Below are 22707 nucleotides of genomic sequence, written 5' to 3'. Positions count from 1 at the left end.
AGCGGGACATGACCTGGTCTGGCCGCATCAAGGAACTTGCCGACGCCTTGGCATGGGACGAGTCGAGTTCCATCTCGTCGGGCACTCCAGGGGCGGCCAGGCCGCGCAGTGGGTGTCCGGTCAGCCGGAAGCCCGTGACCGCCTGCGTCCGCGTGACTGTCGGCGGCTGCGATGCGGTAGCGCGCTCATCCCACGCCGGGCGTGGCGGCCGCGCGGCTGGCGGGGTGGCGTGCACGCCATACAAGGAAGACAGACGTGGCGGCCAGGCACCAAACGGCGAGCACCACATAGGGCTCGACGTGCTGGTTGTGCGGGAAATAGACGGCGTTGCGCTGGGCATTCACCGACGCCCCCGGAGGCAGGAACCGCCCCAGAAAGCCCAGGACCGGCGGAAGCAGCGGCCAGGCGACCGCGCCCCCGGACGAGGGGTTGCCGAGGATGACCAGCAGCAGCCATGTCGGCAGCATCGCCCAGCGGCCCAGGAAGGTGTGGAACGCGGTGAAGATCATGCCCGCCGTGACCATGGTGAATGTGCAGATCCCCCATGACTGGGCCAACGGCAGCCGCTCCACGCCGAGCACCCAGTCCGCCATGACGCAGATCCACAGGCCGCCCAGCACGGAATAGCTGATGGTGGCGGCGATCCGTTCGGCGGGGCGGAGAGCCTGGGCATGCACCCCTAGCTGGATGGCACCGACGAAACCGAGGATGGTCGACCCCAGGGCGATGTAGAAGAGAGCGAGCCCCTGAGGGTCGGTGGCCGGAAGCGGTTTGACGTCCCTGACCTGGACGGGGATGCTGAGCGCCCGGCCCACTGCGGGGGCGCTCTGGCCGAGCACCCGGGCGACCGACGCGCCCGCCGCGCTCGCCACGTCGACCTCCACCCCGGCCGGTCGGCGCTGCAGGATTGCGAACTCTCGCTGAGCGTCGACCGCGGCGAGCGCCCTGCCGTATTCCGAGTACGGATGGAGGACCAGCGATGTACGGAGTGTGGCCTCCAGTCCTTTGGTGAACCGGTCGCCCGCGACCGACTTTCCCGTCACTGCGACGGGGATGCGATGCGGTACGGGATTGGCCATGGCCCAGCAGTAGGCGCCGACGAAGAGCCCGGCCAGGGCCGCGATGATCAGAGAGACCACCACCGCTGGCATAAAACGCGACGACGTCAACCGCGACCATCCGCCCTGACGGGGCTGCCGAAGGGACCCCGCCGCAGACCACCGTTCGCCCATGGCCGTGATCGTATGGGAGGCGCGCGGCGACACCCGGCTGCCGCACCAGGTGCGTCACCAGCATGCCGGAATACCAGAACGCAGACGAGCGCCGGGCCGACCCTGATGTGGGGTGCGGCGGTGCACGGCGAGGCTGGCACGCAGAAGACGCCGTGGACGGAGAGTTCGACATGGAGCCCTGGGTAGCGAGCAGGGGTTCCGAGCGGTGCGTTAAAGCGGAGGCTGGGAAAGACACCGGTCAGCCTTGCGTACGACCAGTTGATGGGGCGCGTGTGCGGTCGCAGAGCCGACCTGGCTGGCGGTGATCAGCTTCAACTCACGTGACCTCATGCGCGAGCAAGGAGCAGTCGCGGTGCTTGCAGGCGACGTCCGGCGATGACCGCAGTCCGCGGCGCGTCGTTCTGCGAGCCAGAGACTTGCGCCGTGCGCTCATGCGGGCCTGACATCCGAGCGCGGGACCGAACACTGTGAATATTCAGGTGGGTGTCCTCGGGTTGATGGCATCAGGGGGACACCCTGACGGCGCCCGGGCCCAGGGTCGGCTCCACTTCGGAGCCGGCAACCGCATGCCCGCAGGAACAGCGCAGTTCTACGTGAACGGGGCCGCCGCAGCCGGAGTGTTGCAGCACTACCGGCGGGCCCGCTGCGTCGCCCAGACGGGTGTCGCCGTACTGGAGGAGGGCGGCCAGCACCCACTGCAGGTCGTGTGCCTCAGGTGTCGGGTGGTACTCCCGGCGGGCGCGTTGCCCCTCCTCCTGATAGCTGCGGCGTTCCAGCAGGCCGGCATCGACCAGTTGTCGAAGGCGTTCGGTCAGGGCCCGACGGGAGATCCCGAGGTGGTCGGCGATCTCGTCGAAGCGGTGAAGCCCGGCAAAGACCTCGCGCAGGATGAGTAGAGTCCATCGCTCGCCGACCAGGGCCAGGGTCGCGGCGACGCTGCAGTTGCCCAGGTCGAGTTCTCGCCACTCCATGCCGCCAGGGTACTCCAGGGTTGCCATCGGGAACTCAGCCTTGTTCCAGGCGGAGACTTAGCCCATCGAGCCGGGCCTCAAATGCTCCGCCTGAGGCCGTCACCGGCCAGTCGGCTCGGTGGATCGACTTGCAGCCGCTATTACGAGCCAGTCTTTCCGCCGCCGTACTCCCGGCCGTGCCGCACACCGCCGAATGAGATCCGGTACAGGCCGGAACAGTTTCCTGCCCACCACCGCTTCAGCCCATGGAGGGAAATATGTCGCGCAACAAGGCGATCGTCGATGCTTGCCGACTAGCCTATTCCGGCTCATCGCAGTAGAGGGTGTAGTCGGGGTCTGTCGGTTTTCGAGGTCGCCGGCACGGATTTCAGGCTCGGCTGCACTCCTGTCCGAGCGCGACGAGACGTGCGCCGCGGAACGAGCTATGCACCCTCGTTGTCATCGCGCAGGGAATGGATCATGCTCTGCAGGATCCGAAATGCGTCTGACTGCTCGGTCTCGGTCAGGCCGGCCAGCATTCTGGCCTCGACGGACCGGACGGCTGCGCTCGCCTTCTCGAGGCTTCGTCGACCGCGAGGCGTGAGCCGCGTGGGAAGAACCTTCCCGACGGGTGCCTCCGCAGGCCTGGTGACGTAGCCCTCTCGTTCCAGGGCCTGGAGCAGCACGTTCATCGTCTGCCGTGTCACGAACGCGCCCCGCGCGAGCTCGGAGTTCGACAAGCCCGGTCGTTGAGCCAGCAGCTCGAGGCAGGAGTAGTGCGTCACGCTCATCCCGAGCGGCCGTAGCACCTCCTCCATGGCCGCGCGGAGGGCGCTCGAAGCCTCTTTCAGCAGGTAGCCCAGTGACGTCTCCAGGTCGACGCCGACATCGTTTTGACTCATGTCAGTATTCTGACATAGGTTGATGCATGTCAGAAAACTGACACGAAAAGAAGGAGTATCATCATGCCCGCCACCGGCCCCGACTTCATCTCGCTCCAAGTGCGCGACCTCGACGCTTCGCAGGCGTTCTACGAGCAGTACCTGGGCCTCGTCCGCTCGCCGGCCGGACCTCCGCACGCCGTCGTCTTCGAGACGAAGCCGATCGCGTTCGCACTCCGCGACGTCATTCCCGGCACCGACCTCGCATCCGTCGCTCAGCCCGGCATCGGTGCCGCGATCTGGCTCCACGCCACCGACGTCCAGGCCATCCACGATGCGCTCGTAGCCGACGGTCACACCATCGTCTCCGCACCGATCGACGGCCCCTTCGGTCGGACCTTCACCTTCGCCGACCCCGACGGCTACCAAGTCACGCTCCACGACCGCGCTTGATCCACCAAACGCCACCGGACGATCATCAGCTGCGCCCTGGGCTCGTGCCTGACGCTACCTTCTGCCCTGCTGACCTGACGACGTTCTGCCAGCTGGATGACCTCGGCTTGGAAGTGGTCGGCCAACAGCTGCATCCCGACCACACCGTGTTGCTCTTTGAGTGGTCGACCCTGATGACTGGTGCCATGCCTGCGGCTGTCTGGGGGTGCCGCGCGACAGCGTGCTGCGCCGACTGGTGCACGTCCCGCTCGGCTGGCGGGCAACGATCCTGCAGGTCCGCATCCGCCGCTACCGCTGTTCGGGCTGCGGGCAGGTCTGGCGCCAAGACACGACCGCGGCCGCCGCGCCGAGGGCGAAACTCTCGACGCAGGCGGTGATGTGGGCGTTGAAGAGTGTCGTCATCGACCGGATGTCGATCGCCCGGATCGCCGCCGGGCTCGGGGTGTCCTGGCACACCGTCAACGACGCTGTCCTGGCGACCGGCCACCAGTTGCTGATCGCCGACCCGACCCGCCTCGACGGTGTCCAAGTCTTGGGCGTGGATGAGCACTCGTGGCGCCACACCCGCCGCGGGGACATGTTCGTCACCGTCATCATCGACCTCACCCCGGTCCGCGACGGCACCGGACCGTCGAGACTGCTGGACATGGTCGAAGGCCGATCCAAGCAGGTGTTCAAGACCTGGCTCGAGGCCCAGACACCAGCGTTCCGCGACGGGATCGAGATCGTGGCCATGGACGGCTTCACCGGCTTCAAGACCGCCGCAGCTGAAGAAATCCCCGACGCAGTCGCGGTGATGGACCCTTTTCATGTTGTCGCCCTGGCCGGCGATGCGCTGGACCGATGCCGCCAACGCGTCCAGCAAGACACCTGCGCGCACCGCGGCCGGGTCGGTGATCCGCTCTACGGCATCCGCAGAGTGCTGCGCACCGGTGTCAGCCTGCTCACCGACCGCCAACACGCCCGACTCACCAGCGTATTCACCGCCGATGAGCACGCCGCGGTCGAGGCGACCTGGGGCACCTACCAGCGCACCGTGTCCGCCTACCGACAACCCGACCGCCGCGCCGGCAAGGCCGAACTCACCGCCGTCATCAAGACGATCAGCCACGGCGTCCCGGCCGGACTGCCCGAGCTGAGTCGACTCGGCAGAACACTGAAACAGCGCGCCGCTGACGTGCTGGCCTACTTCGACCGACCCGGCACGTCCAACGGCCCGACCGAGGCCATCAACGGCAGACTCGAACACCTCCGCGGCACCGCCCTCGGCTTCCGCAACCTGACCAACTACATCACCCGCAGCCTGCTTGACACCGGCGGCTTCAGACCCCGACTACACCCTCTACTGCGATGAGCCCCTATTCCGGATTCGACAAGAACGATTCATCCGACCTGGTCGCCCTGATGTCACCCGACGTGATTTTTCACTTCCCCGCATCCCTTCCCTATGGCGGCACATTCCACGGCCGCGAAGGGTTTCTCGCCTTCTATCAGGACCTCTTCGATCATTACTACGAGTACTTCAACTACGACGCGTACACGGTGCTCGATGCCGGGTCACACGTGGTGGTTCCGGTCAGGGCCAGGGCGAAGGCGAAGAACGGTCGCACCATGGAGAACGAACACTGCCTGCTGTTCACCGTCTCCGACGGGCTGATCACGGAGGCACGGCTGTACGCGGACACCGCCAAGGGGCGGGACGTGATCGAGGGCCTTCAGGTCTTCCCCTCAGCGGCTTCCTGAGTTCTGAATCGATTGGAAGAACGTACGGGAAAATCCGCGCTGCCCGCCGCCGGAAGCAGTCCGGATCAGCCAGTTGGACTCGTCGAGTTCTTGCGCTCGACCAACGGAAAGACATGCGAATGGCTCTGGGATACAACACAGTGGGCAGCGGTGCGACCAAGGTCATCTGGGCACATTCCTGGCTGGCTGGCCATGAAGCCTATGGCTGCATGATGCCCTTTCTCGACATCGAGCAGTTCACCTGGGTCTTCCCGGACTTCCGCGGGTACGGGTGGTCCAAGGGGCTGGCAGGTTAGTTCTCCATCCCCGAGATGGGCCGAGATCTCCTCCATCTCGCCGACGCCTTGGCATGGGACGAGTTCCATCTCGTCGGACACTCCATGGGCGGCCAGGCCGCGCAGTGGGTGTCCGGACAGCCGGAAGCCCGCGACCGCCTGCGCAGTCTGGCGTTGCTGTGCGCGGTTCCCAGCCGCGCCTTCCCTCTCGACGCGGACGGCTCGCGGCTGTTCGAGGCGGCCGCCGATGACCTTGACGCGCGGGCCACAGTCATCTCCGCAGTGACCGGCGGGCGGCTGGGAACAGGGTTTGTGCGCTACGTGAACGAGTTGTCCCGCAAGACTGCCGATCCTGCGGCCATGCGCGCCTACCTCCGGACCTGGACCCAGGACGACGTCTCCGATCAGGTCGAGGGGTATCGGCGACCTGTCCTCGTACTCACCGGCCAACACGACCCCGTTCTGACCGCTGCCGTGGCCGAAGAGCAGATCGCCCCGCAGTACCCCGACGTGCGCAGCCTCGTCCTCGACGGCGCAGCCCACCTTCCCCCCATGGAAACTCCTGCCCGCACCGTCACGCTGATCGCGGAGCACTTCCTGGGGCAGGCCGAGAAGCCGAGCAGCTGATGAGCCGCATCGCCTCCAAGGGCGACAGGCGGTCAGGCTGCGCAGTGAGCCAGGCCAGGTGCAGCCCCGCACCTCGGCACAAGTCCAATGCCCCATCATCTTCGGCGGAACGCTGCCGGGCACGTCCGAGAGGCCATCAACGTGATCATCAACTCCGACGGGCTGGATGCGAGGTCCGCCTACAAGCTCCTCATCGGGTCAGTCACGCCGCGGGCGATCGGCTGGGTGAGCACTCTGTCGCCGTCCGGTAGCGCCAATCTGGCGCCGATCTCGTTCTTCACCGTAGTGAGTCGAAAACCTCCGATGGTGTCACTGACCATCCAGCCCCGGTCGGACGGGAGGACGCTCAAGGACACCTTCGTCAACATTCGGGACACAGGTGAGTTCGTCATCACCTGGTCACGCTTCCCCACGCCCACCATATGCACCGCAGCGGCGCTGAGTTCGACAGCAACTGCGACGAGTTCGACGAGGTGGGTCTGGGCAAAGAGACCTGCGAAGTAGTACGGGCGCCGCGTGTGAAGGAAGCTCCGATCGCCCTGGAATGCACGCTCGATCGGATCATTCCGGTCGGCGATGTGCGGGATCACGTCGTCTGGGGCAAGGTCGTGCGGTTCCACATCAGAGATGACCTGCACACCGAAAACGGTCGGATCGACACCGGAGCCATCCCGACAGTCGGCCGGCTTGCCGCTGAATACACCCTGGCCGACAACGCATTTGTCACGCCCCTCGCCGAGGACGTGCTTCGCACACGGCTCGGCAGGCGTATGCGCCGCATCGACGAACACCCAGACGGATGGTCGCCGGTGGACAGCGCCGAATGGTCCCCCTCCGGATCCACCAAGGCATAACACGCTGAAATCGCCGAGCAGTTCACACCCGACGTCGCACTCCTCGTGGGAGGACCTCATGCCCGTCTTCAACGCGCACATCCCCGCCAACCGCTTCTCGCCGGAACAGAAGCGCGCCCTCGCTGATGCGCTCAACCAGTCCCTGGTGCAGGGACTCGGTATCCCCGAGGGCGACCGCTTCATCATGATCAGCGAACACGGTGACAGCGAACTGTTCCTGGACCCGACTTTCATGGGCATGCAGCGCAGCAGCGACGCCATGATCATCACGGTACTCTTTGGGGCTCACCGTCCTCTGGAGGACAAGCGGGCAGTGGCCGCGGCCATCAACAGGTTGGCGGTCGAGGCGCTCGGCATCTCGCCCGACGATATTTTCATCGCGCTGATTCCCGCCCCTAATGAGAACTTCTCCTTCGGCAGGGGGGAACTCCAACTGGCAGAAGGCGCCCCTCGTTGGTGAACTCCGGGGCCCGGTCCTGGAGAGCGATCAGGAACCGGCGGTGCGCGGGCGTAGATAGAAGGCGCATGTATGTCTCGTGTGCTCGTTGGTGGAAAGGTTGAGACTGTATGAGCAGCGAGGACTCGCCGGGGTTCGGCACTTCGGTCGCGCTTGAGTTGACGCCGCAGGGATGGGCAACCAGGGCCCGGCTCGTGCAGGCTGCGGCAAAAGTATTCGCCGAGATCGGCTTCATCCACTGCCGCTTCACAGACATCACTGCGAGAGCCGAAACCGCTCCAGCGACCTTCTTCCGGTACTTTGACAGCACGCAAGCGATCTTCAAGGCAGTCATGGATGAAGTGATCGCCGACTTCCTCGCGGCACCACGGGCCGATCAGCCCGACGACGCGGACCCGGTCCGCCAAATCGACCAGGAGAACCGCCAGTACGTGGGCGCCTACCGTAAGCACGCCGCGATTATGCGGGTTTTCGAGCAGGTGGCTGCCTACGATGACGAGGTTGCCGAAATGCGGCGCGCCCTGCGAGAGCGCTTCGCCGAGAGAGCTGCCCGCAGCATCGACCGATGGCGACGACTAGGACTCTGTGACCGTACGTACACTCCTCGTTTGCTGGCCGACCTGCTGATCGCGATGGTCGACAACTTTTCGCACACCCGGTTGTCTTTGCGGCACGACTATGCCGATCAGGAGATTGCGGCAGCAATGACCCAGGTGTGGGTCGGAGCCCTGGGTATCCAGCGAGCGGCGGACTGAGAACGACCGCCTACGTGCCTCCCCAAGCTCTCATCCGTGCGGCTCGGACGGCATGTTCGGCGGGACTGGCACTGCCGGCTGGGACAGCCAGGTGGAGCGGTGCCCCCGAGGGCCGGGAGCACGACCGTCCGTGGTCAGGCGATGGCTGGCTGCTTTTACTCTGGCATTCACGGTCGATCACGTCCTGCTTCGTAGCCACCATCGCCGGGTTGAGCTGCGGCGACAGGCTGTGGGCGGCGCACGGTGCGACGACGGTCAGAGCAGTGACCGCTCCAGGAGATCGACTAGGAGACGCAATCAAAAGTGCTATGGCTATTTTCGTGACGCCTCGGGGAATGAGCGAGCTTGCGGGCATGGGCCCGAGGGCGTCGGCAAGTGATCGGTTGGCGCCAGCCGGGTCGTTACCTCTTGGTTCGAGCCTCGGCGTGCCCTGCCGTCGCCCTGGCCGTGGCTGACCGGGTGGGCGGTAGGGCACGCCGGTGACGTGCTGATGCCCGGTGCGACCGGGCGGGGCTAACCGGCTGAGCAACCCTTGATCGCTATAACTGTAGCTACTATGGTTATGTCAGGAAGTTTTGTCCTCGAATAAGGAAACGACCATGGCGCTGCAACTTGGAGACGTCGCCCCCGATTTCACCGCTCCGACGGCAGACGGGGAGATCCGCTTCTACGACTGGCTGGGCGATGGCTGGGGGGTTCTCTTCTCGCACCCTGCCGACTTCACCCCTGTCTGCACAACGGAGCTGGGCGCCGTTGCCGCGCTCACCGAGGAGTTCGCGCGGCGGAACACGAGGGTGGCGGCGGTGTCCGTGGACAGCGCCGCCGACCACAGGGCGTGGTCGGCGGACATTGCCGAGACTCAGGGTCACAGCGTCGACTTCCCGATGATCGCGGACGTGGACCGCTCGGTTTCCGAGCTGTACGGGATGATTCACCCCAACGCCTCAGACACCTCGACGGTGCGTTCCGTGTTTGTGATCGGCCCGGACAAACGGATCAAGCTGACGCTCACCTATCCGGCCAGCACGGGCCGGAACTTCGCCGAGATCCTCCGCGTCATCGACTCGCTCCAGCTCACGGCGGAGCACAAGGTCGCTACGCCTGCCGACTGGCACGACGGCGAGGACGTCATCATCACGCCGGCTGTCAGTGACGCCGAAGCAGCCGAACGCTTCCCCGGGTACCGCACGGTCAAGCCGTACCTGCGCTATACCGCGCACCCGAGCCGCGCCTGAGCGGCAGCCACGGCCCGGTCGCCGAGCCCCCGTGATGACCACGCTTCCAAGGGGGCTGTCCCGGCCAAGAGGGCCGCGCCTTGGGCGAGCGTCGTGGGGGCCCGTGCTCCTGCGCCGCCGACAACATCTGGATGAGTCGCAGCGGCGTCTGCTGATCGGTGGGGAGGCCCGATCGCTCTGCCAGGCTCCCTCGGAGCGGTCGCCCCTGCTGCAGGGTCCGTGAGGTGACTGTCTCGCTCGGAGTGCGGGAACTCGAGTTCCCCACCCGGCAGTCGGCTCGGGACTCAGCCCTGGTGGAAACGTTCATTCAACACCGGACCCGGGTGAGAGACTATGTCGTCCCAGACGTACTGGTCATCCAGGAAGCCGTGGACGAACACTGCGGCGAGTTCACCTTCGCCCTAGCGTCGGAACCGCACATCACTGTGCCCGATCCGCTCCGTCTTCATCCTCGTTCTCACTTTCCGGGAGCGGACGTCGAGCCCGAGGGGGGCCGCCGGGCGTTGTTTGGTGGTGCGGAAGGCCAGCAGGACTGCGGAACCCGCGGCCCACAGGATGAGTGTCGCCAGCGGGGCGAGGACGTGGGAGCTCTGGAAGTAGCTGAGGTCGGCGATGGCGCGGACGGCGGCGCCGGGGGGCAGCAGTGCCGACACGGTCCGGGCTCCGCTGGGCATCAGGTCGCTGCCGACGGTTGCGCCGCTGGTGGAGTTGCCGACGGTCAGCAGCAGCAGGGTGGCGAGAGGGATACCGAGGGGGCCGACGTAGGTGGCCAGCATCTTCGTGGTGAAGGCAGCAGCGGCGGCCAGCAGGGCCAGGACGAAGGCGAGGGGGAGATACGGTGCGGGGACGGCGTCGAGGATGGGGCCGGCGATGGCGGCCGCGACAAGTCCCGACGCTGCGGCGAAGACGGCCATCAGGGTGAAGCGGTGCCGCAGGTGGAGCAGACTGCTGAGTCCCACGACGTTCTGGGCGAGGGCGAAGCCGGAGAGGGTCACCCCGAAGGAGACGTAGAAGCCGGCCAGGCCGCGGGCGTCATACCGGTCGAGCGGCACGATGTCGGAGACGCTGAGGTGCTGGTCGGCGCCGTGTGCGTAGGCCGTGACGAGCTTGGTGACCGCGGCGGTCGTCGACAGGCCGTTCGCGCTCGCGACGTCGAGTTTCAGGCCCTTGCCGTGAGGGCCGGTGCCGAGCACAGCCACGATGTCGCGGTGGCGCAGCGCATCGCGTGCCTCGGTGGTGGAGTCGGTGCGCCGGACGTCGATCGAGTCGCCCAGGGCCTGCTGGACCTTGTTTGCCAACTGTGGTCCCGTGACCGCCACGGGGATCCGGTGGGGCTGGGGGTCGCGCATGAGTCCGACGTAGCAGCTGACGAACGCAGAGACGATGACCAGGCCGATCAGGAACGGCTGCAGCCAGACGCGGACGGGGTGGCGGCGCTTGTGATGCGGGGGGTGGGGCTGGGGATGCACTCCGGGTTTCTCCATGACTGGTGGGTGATCGACGACAGTGGGACCGTTCGCGGTGACACCGCTGGGTTGCTCACCGCCGGGTCACCCCCTCGAGCCGGGCGGCGGTGGCGACGGCCTCGGCGACCGCGGGGGCCACTCGCGGGTCGAAGGGCGAGGGGATGATGTGGTCGGGGCGCAGTTCGTCGGCGATCACGGAGGCGAGGGCATCGGCGGCGGCGAGTTTCATGCCGGGGGTGATGCGGCTGGCGCGGACGCGGAGGGCTCCGGCGAAGATGCCGGGGAACGCGAGGACGTTGTTGATCTGGTTGGGGTAGTCGCTCCGGCCGGTGGCCACGACGGCCGCATAGGTGCGGGCGATGTCGGGGTGGATTTCCGGGGTGGGGTTGGCCATGGCGAAGATGAACGCTCCCTTGGCCATGGTGGCGACGGCGGCTTCGGGGACCGTGCCCCCGGAGACGCCGATGAAGACGTCGGCGCCTGCCAGGGCCTCTTGCAAACTGCCGGTGAGTCCGGCCCGGTTGGTGTGGAGGGCGAGGTCGCGCTTGACGTCGGTCAGGTCGCTGCGGTCGCGGTGGATGATGCCGGTCCGGTCGGCGACGGCGATGTCCCCGATGCCAGCCTCTATGAGGATCTTGGCGATGGCGACGCCGGCCGCGCCGGCGCCGGAGATGACCGCGCGCATGTCGGCGAGGTTGCGGCCGGTGAGCCGGGCGGCGTTGCGCAGGGCGGCCAGGGTGACGATGGCCGTGCCGTGCTGGTCGTCGTGGAAGACGGGGATGTCGAGGCGTTCCTGGAGCCTGCGTTCGATCTCGAAGCACCGGGGGGCGGAGATGTCCTCGAGGTTGATGCCGCCGAAGGAGGGGGCGAGGCGGGCCACCGTTTCCACGATCTCGTCCACGTCGGTGGTGGCCAGTGCGACGGGGACCGCGTCCACGGCGCCGAACTGCTTGAACAGGACCGCTTTGCCTTCCATGACCGGCAGCGAGGCCTGCGGCCCGATGTTGCCCAGGCCGAGCACGGCGGAGCCGTCGGTGACGACCGCGACGGTGTGGGAGGCCCAGGTGTAGTCGTGAACGAGTTCGGGCTGCTCGGCGATCGCGGTGCACACCTCGGCGACGCCGGGGGTGTAGGCGAGGGAGAGGTCGTCGCTGTCGCGCAGCGGCACGGTCGATGTGATCGCCATCTTGCCGTGGCGGTGCAGCGCGAAGAGCGGCTTGCTGTCCCGGCCGACTGCTTCGCGGTGCTCGGCTGACGTGGCGCTTTCTGCGTTCATGACTACTGTTCCTTCGTGCGCGTCGCGGCTGCCTGCCCTGGGCAGGTAGACGCGAGGGCTGCGGTGGAGGTCCGTTCCCCGGGCTGGTTCCGTACGGGACGGCGTGGTTGCTCGCGGGCTGCCCGCCGGGACGGGCAGGCGCCCGCGGCGGCGGGCCGGCGCCGTGCAATGTCGTGCCGGGGGCCTTGCGGTCGGCCCGGGCCGTGGCATGGCCGCCCTGCCGGGCCACGGTGCCGGTCATGGGGGGCCGGTCACGGTGGGTGCTGTGCACCATTCATTGGCGGGTGCCGGCGGCAGGGAGGCGTGGTGCCTGGGGGAGGGGTCCTGCGGTTTTCTGTGGTGGTGGGGGTGGGCCCGGGGCCGGTCAGTGGCCCTGGAAGTCGACGGCGGGCCGGGGCTGCTTTGCCTTGAAGGCCTTGACGGCGGAGGCGAGGCCCTTGTTGACGTCGTCGGTTTCGAACAGCGGCATGGCGATGTCGAACATCGCCTCGTCCGCGGCGGAGACGCCGCCGACGGTCCAGGCGCGCAGCAGGGCCTTGTGTGCGGCGTAGGCGCGGGTGGGTCCCTTGGCCGCCTTGCGAGCGAAGGCGGTCGCCTCGGCCAGCAGGGTGTCGTCGGCGAAGACCCGGTTGACGACACCGGCGTCGGCCATGACCCTGGCGGGCACCTGCTCGGAGGTGAGTGCCCATTCCGCGGCGCGTGCTCGGCCCGCACGCTCGGCGACCCGGTAGATCCCGCCGAGCAGGGTGACGATGCCCAGGGTCTGCTCAGGGTGGCCGAAGCGGGCCGTCTCGCCGGCGAAGATCACGTCGGCGCGGAGCGCGAGTTCCAGGCCGCCGCCGAAGCACAGCCCGTGGACGGCGGCGATCACCGGCAGCGGGAGCCGCTCGAGCTGGTTGAAGACCTGCATGTAGCGCTCGAAGAGGGTCCGCAGTTCGCGTACGTCCGCGTCCGGCCAGTCGACGATGTCGCCGCCGAAGCTGAAGTCCGGGCCCTCGGCGCGCACCAGGACCGCGCGGGCGTCGCTGTGGCCGATGGCCTCCAGCGCCTCGGCGAGTTCGGTGGCCATCTGCGGGTCGATGCGGTTCTGCGGGGGGTTGGTCAGAACCAGCGTGGCGAGGCCGTCGTCGATGGTGTGGGTCAGATGGGGCATGGTTCGTCCTTGCAGTCTGTCGGGGCGTCGGTCAGGAGAGGTGCTGGCGGAACCAGTCGAGGGCGGCGGCGCTCGCTTGGTCGAACTCGGTGGTGTACGGGGCGAAGTGGCCGCCGGGGATCATCTGCAGCCGCTTGGGCTCCAGGGCGCGCTCGAAGGCGGCGAGACCGGTGTCGGTGAGGGTCACCGTGTCGTTCCCGGCGACCACCATGAGCAGCGGCGTGGGAGAGACCCGGGTGACCCAGGTCCCGGGCTCGTACATGCGGGCCAGCCGGTTGGAGCGGACCGTGACCTCGTTGCTCCACATGCCCTCCGATACGGGTTGGAGGTAGAAGTCGATGGCTTCCTGCGTGCGGTAGGAGGCGGGCACGGCCGGGTCGTCGCCGACGACGGCCTGGGTGCGGGGGGCCTCGCCGCGGGCCTGGGCGCGCTCGTCCTCGTCGAAGGCCGCCTCCACCTTCACGACCGCTTCCGGCGCGATGCGGCGCTGCCCCTGCTCGAAGCCGCTGATGGTCGGCACCTGGGAGACCACGGCGCGCAGCCGGCGGTCGGTGGCGCCCAGCACGATCGCGTGGCCGCCGGCGTAGCTGGTGCCCCACAGGCCGATCCGGCCGGCGTCGACCTCGGGCCGGCTCTCCAGGTAGGAGATGGCGCGGCGCCAGTCGGCGATCTGCCGCCAGGGGTCGATGTCCTGCCGGGGAAGGCCGTCGCTGGCGCCGAAGTTGCGGTGGTCGTGCAGCAGGACGACGAAGCCCGCCCCGGCGAAGGCCCGCGCGAAGGGCTCCAGGCCGTGGTCCCTGACCCCGGCGTAGCCGTGGGCCATGGTGATCGCCGGGCGGGGGCCGGGACCGTCCGGCAGGAAGAGCCAGCCGCGCAGCGTGACCCCGCCGTCGGCGTCGAATGCGACATCCTCGCGCTGGACCATTGAACAACCTCCTCGGTGCGACCAGGGCCGGGCCCTGGCCGGAATGACGGAAACGGGGGCTCAGCCCTGGTGGAAGTACTCGGCGTCGAGCACGCCGTTCAGCCTGCGGCCCAGTTCGGCGGAGAACCGGTGGACGGCGCCGAGCGGCCGGTGGTGGATGGCGGCCCGGACGATCTGCCCGTTCGCGTTCTTCGTGAGGATCGTCACGCCGTCGATCTGCGTGCCGCCGAACGCGGTGGCCTGCCACTCCAGGTAGCTGCGCTCCCCGCTGACGGTCTCCTGGGTGAAGACGAGCGAGTCGTAGATCGTGCTCGCCGCTGCCATCACGTTCTTGACCTGGTCGCGGCCCTCGACCGTGCGGGTGAGCGCGCTCGCATCCAGCGTCACGTCGGCGGCGAACGCGTCGCTGAACGCGTTGGCCGACTTCTCCTCGAAGGCGTTGGTCCAGCCCGACGCCTGCACGGCGGGCAGCGCGCGGGCCAGGAAGCGATCGAGGTGGCCCGCGACGCGGGCCGGCTGCTCCAGGTGGGCCCAGTGCCCGGCCTGGCCGACCGCCACCGTCTCGGGCGCGGCGAACCGCGGCGCGACCCCCTGGGCGACCAACTCGTCGGTGACGAAACCGTCGTCCTCGCCGCGCACGATGAGCACGGGCCCCGTGTACCGGCTGGGCTGCTCGCCCGCCGGGTGCCTGTTGTTCCAGCAGTCGGCGGCTTCCCGCACGGTCTCGGGACGCATCCGCGTCCCGCTCACCACCAGCCGGTCGAGGTCGGCCTCCGCCAGCGCGGCCGACAGCTGTGACCTGACCGCGCGTTGCGCATCGGGATCGCCGCCCAGGCAACGGAAGGGGTCCATCATCTCGTCCGGCAGCCCGGTGCCGGCCAGCGGGACCGGGGTCACCAGTACCAGGCCGAGAGCCCGGTCGGTGCGCTGCGCAGCCACCAGCTCGGCCACCGCCGATCCCATGCTCTGCCCGACGATCACGAAGGGCTTGCCGAGGGCGTCGGCCACGGCGCCCACCTCGTCGGCGAACCGGTCGTAGGTGAACGGCCCGCGCGCCTGCGTGCGGTCTCCGCTTCCGGCCAGGTCGAGGGTGACGCATTCGATGCCGGGGGTGGTGAGTTCGCCGATCAGGCCGTCCCAGACGTACTGGTCGTCCAGGAAGCCGTGGACGAACACCACAGCGAAGTCTCCCTCGCCCTGCCGCCGGAACCGCACATCGCTCGTTCCGATCCGCTCTGTCCTCATTGCCGTGCTCACTTTCCGGGAGCGACCCTGACCTCGCCCGAGGGGGACCATTCCTTGGTGCTGATCGGGGACCAGTCGGCGGGCCGTCCGTCCAGGCGCTGCATCCGCTGGTCGTGCCGGGCTTCGAGCAGTTCCTTGTCCAGGGGGGTGGTGAAGACGTTCTCGACCAGCGTGTACTCGGCGGCCAGGCGTCCCACGGCCGGGAGGGCGGCGGTGTCGATCCGGCCCCGCTCCAGGTAGAGGTCGTCCCGGACGTGGAAGCGCACCACCCGGCCCCACACCACGTGGTCGACCATGTCGTCCCCTACGGGGATGATCCGGTCGACGACGCACTCGAAGGAGATCGGCGCATCCTTGACCCGGGGTGCGCGCACGACCTCGGACGGCTCCTTGCCCAGGTCGAGCGCCTCGAACTCGTCCACGTCCGGCTCGAACCCGTACGCCGAAGCGTGCATGGCGTCCGCCTGCGGCAGCGTCACCAGGTTGGTGACGAACTCGCCGGTGTCACGGATGTTGATGAAGGTGTCCTTCAGCGTGACGCCGTCCGCCTGCGGCTGCAGTGTGATCGAGACCATGGGCGGCTTCCTGCCGACGGCGGTGAAGAAGGAGATGGGCGCGAGGTTGGCCACGCCCTCGGTCGACACCGTGCTGACCCAGGCCACGGCGCGCGGAATGATGCTGCCGATCAGCAGTTTGTACGCGTGGGCGGCATCGAGTTCTGCAGCGTCAATGATCATCGTCAGACCTCCATCGGTGGGAACGCGGCATGGGAACAGCGCTGCGCGCCGTACGACCACTGCCGGGAGAACGGCTCATGGGTGGCGCCGGAGAGGGGGGCGCTGCCGCATCGAGCTCCTGTTGGAAATAAGCGTATGCCTTTTGACTATGTTGTGCAAGTTAGGACATTACGGCAGCTCGCCGCCACAATGAGAGAGCGTAACAACATAGCTGTATCGTGGTTGCCTCTGGCGGAAGTGCTGCGGCGCCCGCTGTGGCGACGCCCAGAGAGGAGTTGGCCGATGAGGATCCTGGTGGTGGGCGCCGGCGCGACGGGCGGATACTTCGGGGCCCGGCTCGCGCGGGCCGGCCGGGACGTGACCTTCCTGGTGCGGGCCGGGCGCGCGCAACTTCTGAAGCGGCGCGGGCTGCGGATTACCGGCCTGGGCGAGGAGACCGTCATGTGTCCCCGTGTGATCCGGGCCGGGGACATCGAGGCCCCCCTACGACGTCGTCCTGCTGGCGGTCAAGGCCACCGGGCTTGAGCAGGCCGTCGACGACATGGCGGCTGCGGTCGGTCCGCACTCCCTCGTCGTCCCTGTCCTCAACGGGGTCCGGCACGTCGACGTCCTGGCCGCACGCTTCGGCGATCAGGCCGTCCTGGGCGGCGTGTCGAAGGTGGCGACCACCCTCGACGCCCAAGGGGACATCGTCCGCCTCGCCCCCCTGCAGGACCTGCGCTACGGAGCTCGCCGCAACACCGCCCCGGCGCGGCTGGACGAGGTGCACCGCGTGCTCAGCGGTGCCGGGTTCACGACCGGCCTGTCCGACGACATCGTCGCGGAGATGTGGGCCAAGTGGGTTTTCATCGCCGCCCTCGGCGCGGTGACCTGCCTCATGCGCGGCTCGGTCGGCGAGGTCGCGGCCGTTCCCGGCGGGACGGCGTTCGCCCGGCAGGTGGTCGACGAGTGCGCCTCCGTCGCCACCGCGGCCGGCTACCCCGTGCCCGCACCGGCCCTGCAGCAGACGCTGGCGACGGTGACCGAGGCGGGCTCGCCGCTCACCTCGTCCCTGTACCGCGATGTGACGGGCAACCGCAGCGCCGAGACCGAGCACATCTACGGAGACCTGGTCCTGCGCGCCCACCGGCTCGGGCTCACCGTTCCACTGCTCGATCTGGTCACCATGCACCTGCGCCTGCACCAAAACCGCATCGAGGGCGCCCGCCTCACAGGGCAATACACCTTGGGCGAGTGCTTCCGGAACCCGTGGAGCGGCCCGCCGCGGTGCGGCGATCCCGCCGGCGGGCGGGGTCACGGCGGGAGCGGACGCCGGGTTTCCGGAACACGTTCCGCCGCGCCACCGGGTAGAACCATGGGCAAGACAGGCTTGTACGTGAAGTTCCGAGCGCAGCAAAGCAGCGCGACGCCCTGGCCGAGATCCTGCTCGAAGCCGCGAAGCTCATGACAGACGCACCAGGCTGCGCGCTGTGCGCCGTAAACACCGCCGTCGGCGACGAGGGCGTCACGTGGGGCACCGAGGGCTGGCGCAGCCGACCTTGAGAACTCGCTGTCCGTGATCGCAGTAAAAGAACTGGTCGGGCAAGCGATGCCGCTGCTGGCAGGACCGCCCAAAGGAATCGACCTCCGAGATTTAAGGCCCCCGGCGACGAATACCACCGCAACGGGCAGCGATCTTCGCGGCCGTTGTCGAGATCATAGTCAGAATCCGGGCATTTTTGCCCAAATGGTCCACCGTGTCAGTAAAGCGTGAGGGCTTCGGTTTGAGTACGGTCAGCTGCGGAAGGGGTCGCGAAGGTCTCCCGCCGCCGCGGCCCCGACCGGCGCACCGGCGCCAAACCGTCGTACCGGTGGGAGAAGGTGAGGGCCTGCTGGTAGTACTTCGGGCTGGGGACGCCGAGGAGGTTGCCGGCGCTGTCGGCGGCGACCATCAGACGTCTTCACCCTGGCGTCGACGCCGACGGCCGCCTCCGGCTGTTCGACGGCCGGGAGATGACCGAGGCGTTCCTCGGCCTGGAACGAGACGAACCAGTAACCCCGCTCGCACCGGACGGTCGTGAACGTGCACGGCAGGGCGCGTACGCCGGCGAGGACGGGAGCAGAAATCCTCGCCGGTCACTCGACGGCCTGCCAGCGGCAGCATCCGCGGGACGGGCACGCAGGGCGATGACTGCCTTGAGGCGTGCCCTGCCCTCGAACCCCCGGGGGGTCGTTCCGGCACGCGCGCAGCCGCGCACACCCCGGTGCCGAGGGGGAGACGGGCCGTCAACAACTGCGGGGCCCTATCGCGCTCGCGGCATGTCGACCGTCCGGAACTGTCACAGGGTCAGTTGCGGGGGCACCTCGCCGCCGAGCAGGACGACCAGCCGGGCGAGGTGGGCGTCGAGTTCGCGGCCGACGTCGGTGATGCGCGGGTCGCCGTAGCTGGCGAACAGCACGCTCGGCTGGTCGATGGCCAGTTTCGTGTCGCCCTCGAGGTCGCTGTACAGGAGGGTCCGCAGGGGGGGCGTGGAGCATGACCGATGGGTCGTGGCGGTACATGCGTTCGGCGATGGTGTGGTTGCCCATCAGGTACTGGGTGGCCTTCCAGCAGGACGCCGATCCGTTCATCACAGCAGGGATGTCCATGCGGTAGTAGCGCATGAAGCCGTGCGGAGCGTTGGTCTCGGCCAGTTCGAGCGTGGCCTGCCAGGAGGTCATGTCGTGGAAGCGGCCGAGATCGGCCTCGGGGACGAGGGTTTCGTAGTGCTCGCGGGCCGCGTCGTAGAGAGCGGGAAGCCCCACGACAAGCCGCCGGGCGGCGTGATCGATGACGCCGGTACGCGTGGTCATCTGAAATTCCTCCGGGAAAAGGGAACCGGGCTCCTGTAAAGCGGGGCGTGGAAATTTCGAACGCCGCCTTCCACGTCTCGCGGTCCGCAGCCCGCCGCATGGCCTGCCGCGGCCGCGACATCATCGTCGTGCGCTGGGTGCCCTTCACCCCGGACGCCCCGCAGTTGGAGCGAACGTGTCTGGTCCGCACGGGACCAGGCGGTGCACAGGACCAGATGTAATCCCCTTGCGCAGGGGGTATCAGCTGCATGCCGCGGCGGAAGGCGGCGGCCCGGCAGGACGCCTCGGTCGGCGACGCGTGCCTACAACGTGCTGGGGCGGCGCTCTTTTGGCAACTCCTGCCCCGGTCGCGGGCGGCCGGTACCCCCTTCAGGATGGCTGCCGGCCGGCAGGGGCGCGACCCGAGCCGGGCGGGGCGGGCCGGCGCCCGCGCGCGGTCCATGGCCTCAGATGGCCGCGACCGGGCGGTAGTTCGGCTGCCACATCGCCGCGCGATGGGGGGCAGCGGCACGGCCCCTCTCCTGAAGCTGCGGTGACGCGTCATCGACCTTCGACTTCCTGGCCTGGTCGACCACCCGGATTCCGTAGCGTGAAGTTACTCAGGTGACCAGCGACGTCTCCATCGCGGCGAGCTTCCTGGACGAGCTGAATCTGATCTGCCCGACGGAGCGCGGCGAGGCGTACGCGCTGTTTCCAGGGGTCCGGACGGCTGCAAGGTGCTGGCACCGTTCGTGTCAGCCGCTGCACTGTCGCCACCACGGATTCTCCTGGTCACTTTCCCAGCAGCCCGACCGCTCCGTACCACACCGGACCCGGGTTGAGCAGATCCGGGTAGAGCCCGGTCGTCCGGTCGAAGAACTCGCGGGCAGTCGGGTTTTCGTCGAGCAGCCGGATGGCGTCCAGCAGGTACTGCCGGGTCCGGTCGAGAATGGCGGGATCGTCCGGTAGGTCTTTGTTCTTGTGGCCGGCCACGACCGAGCGCGGCTCGAGCGCGGCGACGCGATCGATGGCCGCAAGCCATTCCTGCAGGCCGCCATTGCGGCCTTCGAGGATGTACTGGTGCACCCCGTTGTAGGCGACGTCGCCGGCGACTACGAGGCCGATGGACGGTACGTGCAGGACGGACGTCTCGTCGGTGTCCGTGTGCCCGACCTCGACGGCCTGGATGAGGTTGCGCTCCAGCAGGAAGCCGTCGACGGGAATGGGCTGGGCCAGAACCGGGCTGTCGGGGATCAGGCCGGGAAAGCGCTTGTCCCACATCTGTTCACGCCCGTCGGCGGCCTGCTGGTGCATGACCTCGATGGTGCCGCGGGTCGCGTAGACGGTGAGCCGCGGAATCGCTTCACGAGTTCCGCTGTGCCGAACCAGTGATCGCCGTGCCCGTGGGTGGAGTAGACGTGGGTCAGGCGCCTGCCGGACCGCTCGACCCAGTTACCGACCTGCTCGGTCTGTTCACGGGTGAAAGGCGGATCGACCAGGACGGCGTCTTCTTCCCCGAAGATCAGCGTCGAGGTCAGCGGTGAGGAAACGAGTCGGTCACCGTTCGGCAGACGTTCCTCGCCAGCCCGGGGTGTTCCGTCCGAAACGAAGGTCTCGTACGCCAGAGAGCTGGGCGCGGATGCGGTCATGATGACTCCTCCCTGAGGGGCAACGTGCGGCCCGCGCGGTCGTCTGGTCACGTACCTGCGGCGGCGGACCGCTTGCGCATGGGAATTCAATGCCTACACAAGGATGACTATGCGACATAACCGTACAGAAATTGACTCTTTCGTTGAGTCGAGTTACTTTCGGCTGGAGAAGTACGACAGGCCAGGCAGGTATCGACACGGCTGATCGGTTACAGCTCTCTCGTGGCTGCCTCTGAGTCCCAAGGAAGCGATCATGCCCGGAGCACGACTGAGCTGGAGTGTCCACGTAGCGCCGTCGATCCCCACCGAGATCGCGGACCTGCCGCCCGACGTCCCCCGGCGCATGTGGTCGCCCATCACGGCCACACTGATCACAGGCGAGCGCGATGCGGTGCTGGTCGACGCGCTGATGACTGCCGAGCAGGTCGACCGGCTGGCCGACTGGGTTGCGGCGAGCGGCAAGAACCTCACCACGGTCTTCGTGACCCACGGGCACGGTGACCACTGGTTCGGGCTGGGCACCCTTCTTGAACGCTTCCCGGGGGCGCGCGCAGTGGCGACGCCGGCAGTGGTGGAGCAGATGAAGAAGCAGATGGCGCCGGAGTTCGTCGCGTCGTTCTGGGACAAGCGCTTCCCCGGCCAGATCCCGGACCGGCTCGTGGCCGCGGAGCCGCTGGCCGGCGCTCGGCTGGATCTGGAGGGCCACGACCTCGTCGTCGTGGGACTCGGGCACACGGACACTGATGACACCACCTGTCTGCACGTGCCGTCGATCGGCTTGGTCGTGGCCGGAGACGCCGTCTACAACGATGTTCACCTCTACCTCGCCGAATCGCCCGCCGAGGGCCGCCGAGCCTGGCTGGACGCGCTCGACATCATCGCGGCGCTGGAGCCGGAAGCGGTGGTCGCGGGACACAAGAACCCCGACCGTCCCGACGACCCGAAGGCAATCGCCGAGACCCGGCGCTACATCCACGACTTCGAGGCGGTCGAAGAGCGCACCACGACCACTCTCGACCTCTACCGCGGCATGTTGGAACTGCATCCTGGCCGGGTCAACCAGGGCGCACTGTGGGGCTCGGCGAGGTCCGCCAAGGGCTGAGCGGCCGGGCCTGGCCGCCCGGTCACGCAATGGTCGGGGCGCCCGGGGCAAGGAGGCGTCAGCTGAGTGTGTATCCGACGTCCAGGCTTCTGTCCGCGACTCATCCGAGCGGCACAGCCTGCATGGGCGAACCCACCGGACCCTACGCGGAACTTCGGGAAGCTGACACTCGTCATTCGGAGAGTTACACTTCCAAACGTAATAAGTAAATAGGCTATGGACATGTTGCTGTAGCTGCCGTCACCGAAAGAGATCCGCGAATGTCCTGGACTGCGACAGCGCGATACGACCTGGAGCCCGCCCCGGGCGGGCTGGCCTTCGTGCAGGACCTGCTCAACACGCGGTCCGCCGGCAAGCCCCGGGAGCCCGACCTTCTGCAGACCGCTGAGGGCGCCCGTACTTGGCTTGACCAGGCATTGAAGAGCTGGAGTGGCGCGACCCACCGGCCCGCACCCAGCATCGAACTGACAGCCGAGGACGTGCAGGGCCTCCGCGACTTCCGTCATGACCTTGGCCAGATCCTCCACGCCCAGCTCGGTGACTCGGAGCCGGAGCCCGGCCTAGCGGCTTCACTGATGACCTTGCCCACCGCACTGCGGCTCGACGAACACGGCGCCATCCATGCTGAGCCCCGCGGCACGGGATGGCGGCAGGCGGCGTCACTCGCCCTCATCGAGGCCTACCAGGCGCACTGCACCGACACTCTGCGCCGCCTGAAGTCCTGCCGAAACACGCGCTGCCTGGCTGCCTTCTACGACCGCTCCCGCAACAACAGCGGCGTCTGGCACGACGTCCACGTCTGCGGCAACGCGGCCAACCTGCGCAACTATCGTGCGCGCAAGCGGGCCGGCGCCGACCAGGCCTGACAGCCGGCTCTCCGG

At 68.0% G+C, this 22707-nt stretch carries 27 protein-coding genes and 1 pseudogene; 16 read left to right on the top strand and 12 right to left on the bottom strand.

The features are described from left to right. Nucleotides 1-185: 185 nt before the first annotated feature. From ACIBK0_RS42595 to ACIBK0_RS42585, 3 genes are all read right to left on the bottom strand, one after another. Complete coding sequence (locus ACIBK0_RS42595) at nt 186-1151, bottom strand: ABC transporter permease (RefSeq protein ID WP_399092751.1); 966 nt, start codon at nt 1149-1151, stop codon at nt 186-188. A gap of 584 nt (nt 1152-1735) precedes the next feature. Further along, nucleotides 1736-2203 carry a winged helix-turn-helix transcriptional regulator gene (locus ACIBK0_RS42590; protein ID WP_399092748.1) on the bottom strand — a complete coding sequence of 156 codons (468 nt, stop codon included), beginning with the start codon at nt 2201-2203 and terminating at the stop codon, nt 1736-1738. Nucleotides 2204-2625: 422 nt separating this feature from the next. Then, a complete protein-coding gene (locus ACIBK0_RS42585; protein ID WP_399092745.1) occupies nt 2626-3084 on the bottom strand; it encodes a MarR family winged helix-turn-helix transcriptional regulator in 459 nt (152 codons plus the stop codon). 63 nt (nt 3085-3147) lie between these two features. Between ACIBK0_RS42585 and ACIBK0_RS42580 the strand changes: the two genes are divergently transcribed. The 10 genes and pseudogenes from ACIBK0_RS42580 (at nt 3148) to ACIBK0_RS42535 (ending at nt 9462) form a co-directional block, all read left to right on the top strand. Next, nucleotides 3148-3516: a VOC family protein gene (locus tag ACIBK0_RS42580; RefSeq protein ID WP_168512773.1), complete on the top strand. Its 369-nt coding sequence runs from the start codon at nt 3148-3150 to the stop codon at nt 3514-3516. A 44-nt stretch (nt 3517-3560) separates the two neighbouring features. Further along, nucleotides 3561-4870 (top strand): annotated as a pseudogene (locus tag ACIBK0_RS42575) (ISL3 family transposase). Beyond that, a complete protein-coding gene (locus ACIBK0_RS42570) occupies nt 4867-5259 on the top strand; it encodes a nuclear transport factor 2 family protein (RefSeq protein WP_399092742.1) in 393 nt (130 codons plus the stop codon). The pseudogene ACIBK0_RS42575 and the gene ACIBK0_RS42570 overlap by 4 nt, the downstream one beginning before the upstream one ends. A 119-nt stretch (nt 5260-5378) precedes the next feature. Further along, entirely contained in the window at nt 5379-5555 is a 177-nt protein-coding gene (locus ACIBK0_RS42565) for an alpha/beta fold hydrolase (protein WP_399092739.1), read from the top strand. Nucleotides 5556-5570: 15 nt separating this feature from the next. Then, complete coding sequence (locus tag ACIBK0_RS42560; protein WP_399092736.1) at nt 5571-6161, top strand: alpha/beta fold hydrolase; 591 nt, start codon at nt 5571-5573, stop codon at nt 6159-6161. 87 nt (nt 6162-6248) lie between these two features. After that, a complete protein-coding gene (locus ACIBK0_RS42555; protein ID WP_399092733.1) occupies nt 6249-6665 on the top strand; it encodes a flavin reductase family protein in 417 nt (138 codons plus the stop codon). Then, the gene (locus tag ACIBK0_RS42550) at nt 6584-7015 is read left to right on the top strand and encodes a flavin reductase family protein (RefSeq protein WP_399092730.1); all 432 of its coding nucleotides are present in this window, start codon (nt 6584-6586) and stop codon (nt 7013-7015) included. Before ACIBK0_RS42555 ends, ACIBK0_RS42550 begins: the two co-directional genes overlap by 82 nt. A gap of 58 nt (nt 7016-7073) precedes the next feature. After that, complete coding sequence (locus ACIBK0_RS42545) at nt 7074-7475, top strand: tautomerase family protein (protein WP_399092727.1); 402 nt, start codon at nt 7074-7076, stop codon at nt 7473-7475. A gap of 107 nt (nt 7476-7582) precedes the next feature. After that, nucleotides 7583-8227, top strand: a complete 645-nt coding sequence (locus ACIBK0_RS42540; protein WP_399092724.1) for a TetR/AcrR family transcriptional regulator — start codon at nt 7583-7585, stop codon at nt 8225-8227. Nucleotides 8228-8826: 599 nt separating this feature from the next. Next, a complete protein-coding gene (locus ACIBK0_RS42535; RefSeq protein WP_399092721.1) occupies nt 8827-9462 on the top strand; it encodes a peroxiredoxin in 636 nt (211 codons plus the stop codon). 401 nt (nt 9463-9863) lie between these two features. Here the strand turns inward: ACIBK0_RS42535 and ACIBK0_RS42530 are convergent, their stop codons facing one another. The 6 genes from ACIBK0_RS42530 to ACIBK0_RS42505 form a co-directional block, all read right to left on the bottom strand. Next, entirely contained in the window at nt 9864-10946 is a 1083-nt protein-coding gene (locus tag ACIBK0_RS42530) for a hypothetical protein (protein ID WP_399092718.1), read from the bottom strand. Between the two features lie 55 nt (nt 10947-11001). Next, complete coding sequence (locus ACIBK0_RS42525) at nt 11002-12204, bottom strand: NADP-dependent malic enzyme (protein ID WP_399092716.1); 1203 nt, start codon at nt 12202-12204, stop codon at nt 11002-11004. Nucleotides 12205-12568: 364 nt separating this feature from the next. Continuing rightward, complete coding sequence (locus ACIBK0_RS42520) at nt 12569-13357, bottom strand: enoyl-CoA hydratase/isomerase family protein (protein WP_399092713.1); 789 nt, start codon at nt 13355-13357, stop codon at nt 12569-12571. A gap of 31 nt (nt 13358-13388) precedes the next feature. Continuing rightward, the gene (locus tag ACIBK0_RS42515) at nt 13389-14282 is read right to left on the bottom strand and encodes an alpha/beta hydrolase (RefSeq protein WP_399092711.1); all 894 of its coding nucleotides are present in this window, start codon (nt 14280-14282) and stop codon (nt 13389-13391) included. A 60-nt stretch (nt 14283-14342) separates the two neighbouring features. After that, nucleotides 14343-15527, bottom strand: coding sequence for an alpha/beta fold hydrolase (locus tag ACIBK0_RS42510; protein WP_399092709.1), 1185 nt, complete (start codon nt 15525-15527; stop codon nt 14343-14345). Between the two features lie 8 nt (nt 15528-15535). Further along, on the bottom strand, nt 15536-16264 hold the full coding sequence (locus ACIBK0_RS42505) for a flavin reductase family protein (protein WP_399092706.1): 729 nt from the start codon (nt 16262-16264) through the stop codon (nt 15536-15538). Nucleotides 16265-16546: 282 nt separating this feature from the next. On the opposite strand from ACIBK0_RS42505, the gene ACIBK0_RS42500 reads away from it, so the two are divergent. Both ACIBK0_RS42500 and ACIBK0_RS42495 read left to right on the top strand, forming a co-directional pair. Continuing rightward, nucleotides 16547-16789 carry a 2-dehydropantoate 2-reductase N-terminal domain-containing protein gene (locus tag ACIBK0_RS42500; RefSeq protein ID WP_399092703.1) on the top strand — a complete coding sequence of 81 codons (243 nt, stop codon included), beginning with the start codon at nt 16547-16549 and terminating at the stop codon, nt 16787-16789. Next, the gene (locus ACIBK0_RS42495) at nt 16761-17711 is read left to right on the top strand and encodes a ketopantoate reductase family protein (protein WP_399092835.1); all 951 of its coding nucleotides are present in this window, start codon (nt 16761-16763) and stop codon (nt 17709-17711) included. Before ACIBK0_RS42500 ends, ACIBK0_RS42495 begins: the two co-directional genes overlap by 29 nt. A 292-nt stretch (nt 17712-18003) precedes the next feature. Here the strand turns inward: ACIBK0_RS42495 and ACIBK0_RS42490 are convergent, their stop codons facing one another. Beyond that, nucleotides 18004-18195 carry a hypothetical protein gene (locus tag ACIBK0_RS42490; RefSeq protein ID WP_399092700.1) on the bottom strand — a complete coding sequence of 64 codons (192 nt, stop codon included), beginning with the start codon at nt 18193-18195 and terminating at the stop codon, nt 18004-18006. Nucleotides 18196-18967: 772 nt separating this feature from the next. Between ACIBK0_RS42490 and ACIBK0_RS42485 the strand changes: the two genes are divergently transcribed. Together ACIBK0_RS42485 and ACIBK0_RS42480 are read left to right on the top strand one after the other, a co-directional pair. Further along, the gene (locus ACIBK0_RS42485) at nt 18968-19135 is read left to right on the top strand and encodes a hypothetical protein (protein ID WP_399092697.1); all 168 of its coding nucleotides are present in this window, start codon (nt 18968-18970) and stop codon (nt 19133-19135) included. 8 nt (nt 19136-19143) lie between these two features. Beyond that, complete coding sequence (locus tag ACIBK0_RS42480; RefSeq protein WP_399092694.1) at nt 19144-19317, top strand: hypothetical protein; 174 nt, start codon at nt 19144-19146, stop codon at nt 19315-19317. A 550-nt stretch (nt 19318-19867) separates the two neighbouring features. On the opposite strand, the gene ACIBK0_RS42475 is transcribed toward ACIBK0_RS42480, so the two are convergent. Beyond that, entirely contained in the window at nt 19868-20389 is a 522-nt protein-coding gene (locus tag ACIBK0_RS42475) for a hypothetical protein (protein ID WP_399092691.1), read from the bottom strand. Continuing rightward, nucleotides 20329-20724, bottom strand: a complete 396-nt coding sequence (locus tag ACIBK0_RS42470) for an MBL fold metallo-hydrolase (RefSeq protein ID WP_399092688.1) — start codon at nt 20722-20724, stop codon at nt 20329-20331. The genes ACIBK0_RS42475 and ACIBK0_RS42470 overlap by 61 nt, the downstream gene beginning before the upstream one ends. Nucleotides 20725-20977: 253 nt before the next feature. On the opposite strand from ACIBK0_RS42470, the gene ACIBK0_RS42465 reads away from it, so the two are divergent. Then, nucleotides 20978-21826 carry an MBL fold metallo-hydrolase gene (locus ACIBK0_RS42465; protein WP_399092685.1) on the top strand — a complete coding sequence of 283 codons (849 nt, stop codon included), beginning with the start codon at nt 20978-20980 and terminating at the stop codon, nt 21824-21826. A gap of 260 nt (nt 21827-22086) precedes the next feature. Beyond that, the gene (locus tag ACIBK0_RS42460) at nt 22087-22692 is read left to right on the top strand and encodes a CGNR zinc finger domain-containing protein (RefSeq protein WP_399092682.1); all 606 of its coding nucleotides are present in this window, start codon (nt 22087-22089) and stop codon (nt 22690-22692) included. The last annotated feature ends 15 nt before the right edge of the window (nt 22693-22707 follow it).

Origin of the sequence: Streptomyces sp. NPDC050564 (genome assembly GCF_044457265.1) — a bacterium.
Lineage (GTDB): Bacteria > Actinomycetota > Actinomycetes > Streptomycetales > Streptomycetaceae > Streptomyces.
The sequence above is the reverse complement of the archived record's forward strand: the minus strand, read 5'-3'. Positions and strand labels throughout refer to the sequence as shown.

What these genes read in the sequence shown, in the direction of transcription:
- ACIBK0_RS42460 (WP_399092682.1), top strand. Translation starts at nt 22,087, where the DNA reads ATGTCCTGGACTGCGACAGCGCGATACGACCTGGAGCCCGCCCCGGGC.
- ACIBK0_RS42590 (WP_399092748.1), bottom strand. Translation starts at nt 2,203, where the DNA reads ATGGAGTGGCGAGAACTCGACCTGGGCAACTGCAGCGTCGCCGCGACC.
- ACIBK0_RS42585 (WP_399092745.1), bottom strand. Translation starts at nt 3,084, where the DNA reads ATGAGTCAAAACGATGTCGGCGTCGACCTGGAGACGTCACTGGGCTAC.
- ACIBK0_RS42595 (WP_399092751.1), bottom strand. Translation starts at nt 1,151, where the DNA reads ATGCCAGCGGTGGTGGTCTCTCTGATCATCGCGGCCCTGGCCGGGCTC.
- ACIBK0_RS42505 (WP_399092706.1), bottom strand. Translation starts at nt 16,264, where the DNA reads ATGATCATTGACGCTGCAGAACTCGATGCCGCCCACGCGTACAAACTG.
- ACIBK0_RS42555 (WP_399092733.1), top strand. Translation starts at nt 6,249, where the DNA reads ATGCCCCATCATCTTCGGCGGAACGCTGCCGGGCACGTCCGAGAGGCC.
- ACIBK0_RS42535 (WP_399092721.1), top strand. Translation starts at nt 8,827, where the DNA reads ATGGCGCTGCAACTTGGAGACGTCGCCCCCGATTTCACCGCTCCGACG.
- ACIBK0_RS42560 (WP_399092736.1), top strand. Translation starts at nt 5,571, where the DNA reads ATGGGCCGAGATCTCCTCCATCTCGCCGACGCCTTGGCATGGGACGAG.
- ACIBK0_RS42465 (WP_399092685.1), top strand. Translation starts at nt 20,978, where the DNA reads ATGCCCGGAGCACGACTGAGCTGGAGTGTCCACGTAGCGCCGTCGATC.
- ACIBK0_RS42570 (WP_399092742.1), top strand. Translation starts at nt 4,867, where the DNA reads ATGAGCCCCTATTCCGGATTCGACAAGAACGATTCATCCGACCTGGTC.
- ACIBK0_RS42490 (WP_399092700.1), bottom strand. Translation starts at nt 18,195, where the DNA reads ATGGTCGCCGCCGACAGCGCCGGCAACCTCCTCGGCGTCCCCAGCCCG.
- ACIBK0_RS42530 (WP_399092718.1), bottom strand. Translation starts at nt 10,946, where the DNA reads ATGGAGAAACCCGGAGTGCATCCCCAGCCCCACCCCCCGCATCACAAG.
- ACIBK0_RS42580 (WP_168512773.1), top strand. Translation starts at nt 3,148, where the DNA reads ATGCCCGCCACCGGCCCCGACTTCATCTCGCTCCAAGTGCGCGACCTC.
- ACIBK0_RS42565 (WP_399092739.1), top strand. Translation starts at nt 5,379, where the DNA reads ATGGCTCTGGGATACAACACAGTGGGCAGCGGTGCGACCAAGGTCATC.
- ACIBK0_RS42520 (WP_399092713.1), bottom strand. Translation starts at nt 13,357, where the DNA reads ATGCCCCATCTGACCCACACCATCGACGACGGCCTCGCCACGCTGGTT.
- ACIBK0_RS42550 (WP_399092730.1), top strand. Translation starts at nt 6,584, where the DNA reads ATGCACCGCAGCGGCGCTGAGTTCGACAGCAACTGCGACGAGTTCGAC.
- ACIBK0_RS42510 (WP_399092709.1), bottom strand. Translation starts at nt 15,527, where the DNA reads ATGAGGACAGAGCGGATCGGAACGAGCGATGTGCGGTTCCGGCGGCAG.
- ACIBK0_RS42470 (WP_399092688.1), bottom strand. Translation starts at nt 20,724, where the DNA reads ATGACCGCATCCGCGCCCAGCTCTCTGGCGTACGAGACCTTCGTTTCG.
- ACIBK0_RS42545 (WP_399092727.1), top strand. Translation starts at nt 7,074, where the DNA reads ATGCCCGTCTTCAACGCGCACATCCCCGCCAACCGCTTCTCGCCGGAA.
- ACIBK0_RS42540 (WP_399092724.1), top strand. Translation starts at nt 7,583, where the DNA reads ATGAGCAGCGAGGACTCGCCGGGGTTCGGCACTTCGGTCGCGCTTGAG.
- ACIBK0_RS42525 (WP_399092716.1), bottom strand. Translation starts at nt 12,204, where the DNA reads ATGAACGCAGAAAGCGCCACGTCAGCCGAGCACCGCGAAGCAGTCGGC.
- ACIBK0_RS42475 (WP_399092691.1), bottom strand. Translation starts at nt 20,389, where the DNA reads ATGCACCAGCAGGCCGCCGACGGGCGTGAACAGATGTGGGACAAGCGC.
- ACIBK0_RS42500 (WP_399092703.1), top strand. Translation starts at nt 16,547, where the DNA reads ATGAGGATCCTGGTGGTGGGCGCCGGCGCGACGGGCGGATACTTCGGG.
- ACIBK0_RS42515 (WP_399092711.1), bottom strand. Translation starts at nt 14,282, where the DNA reads ATGGTCCAGCGCGAGGATGTCGCATTCGACGCCGACGGCGGGGTCACG.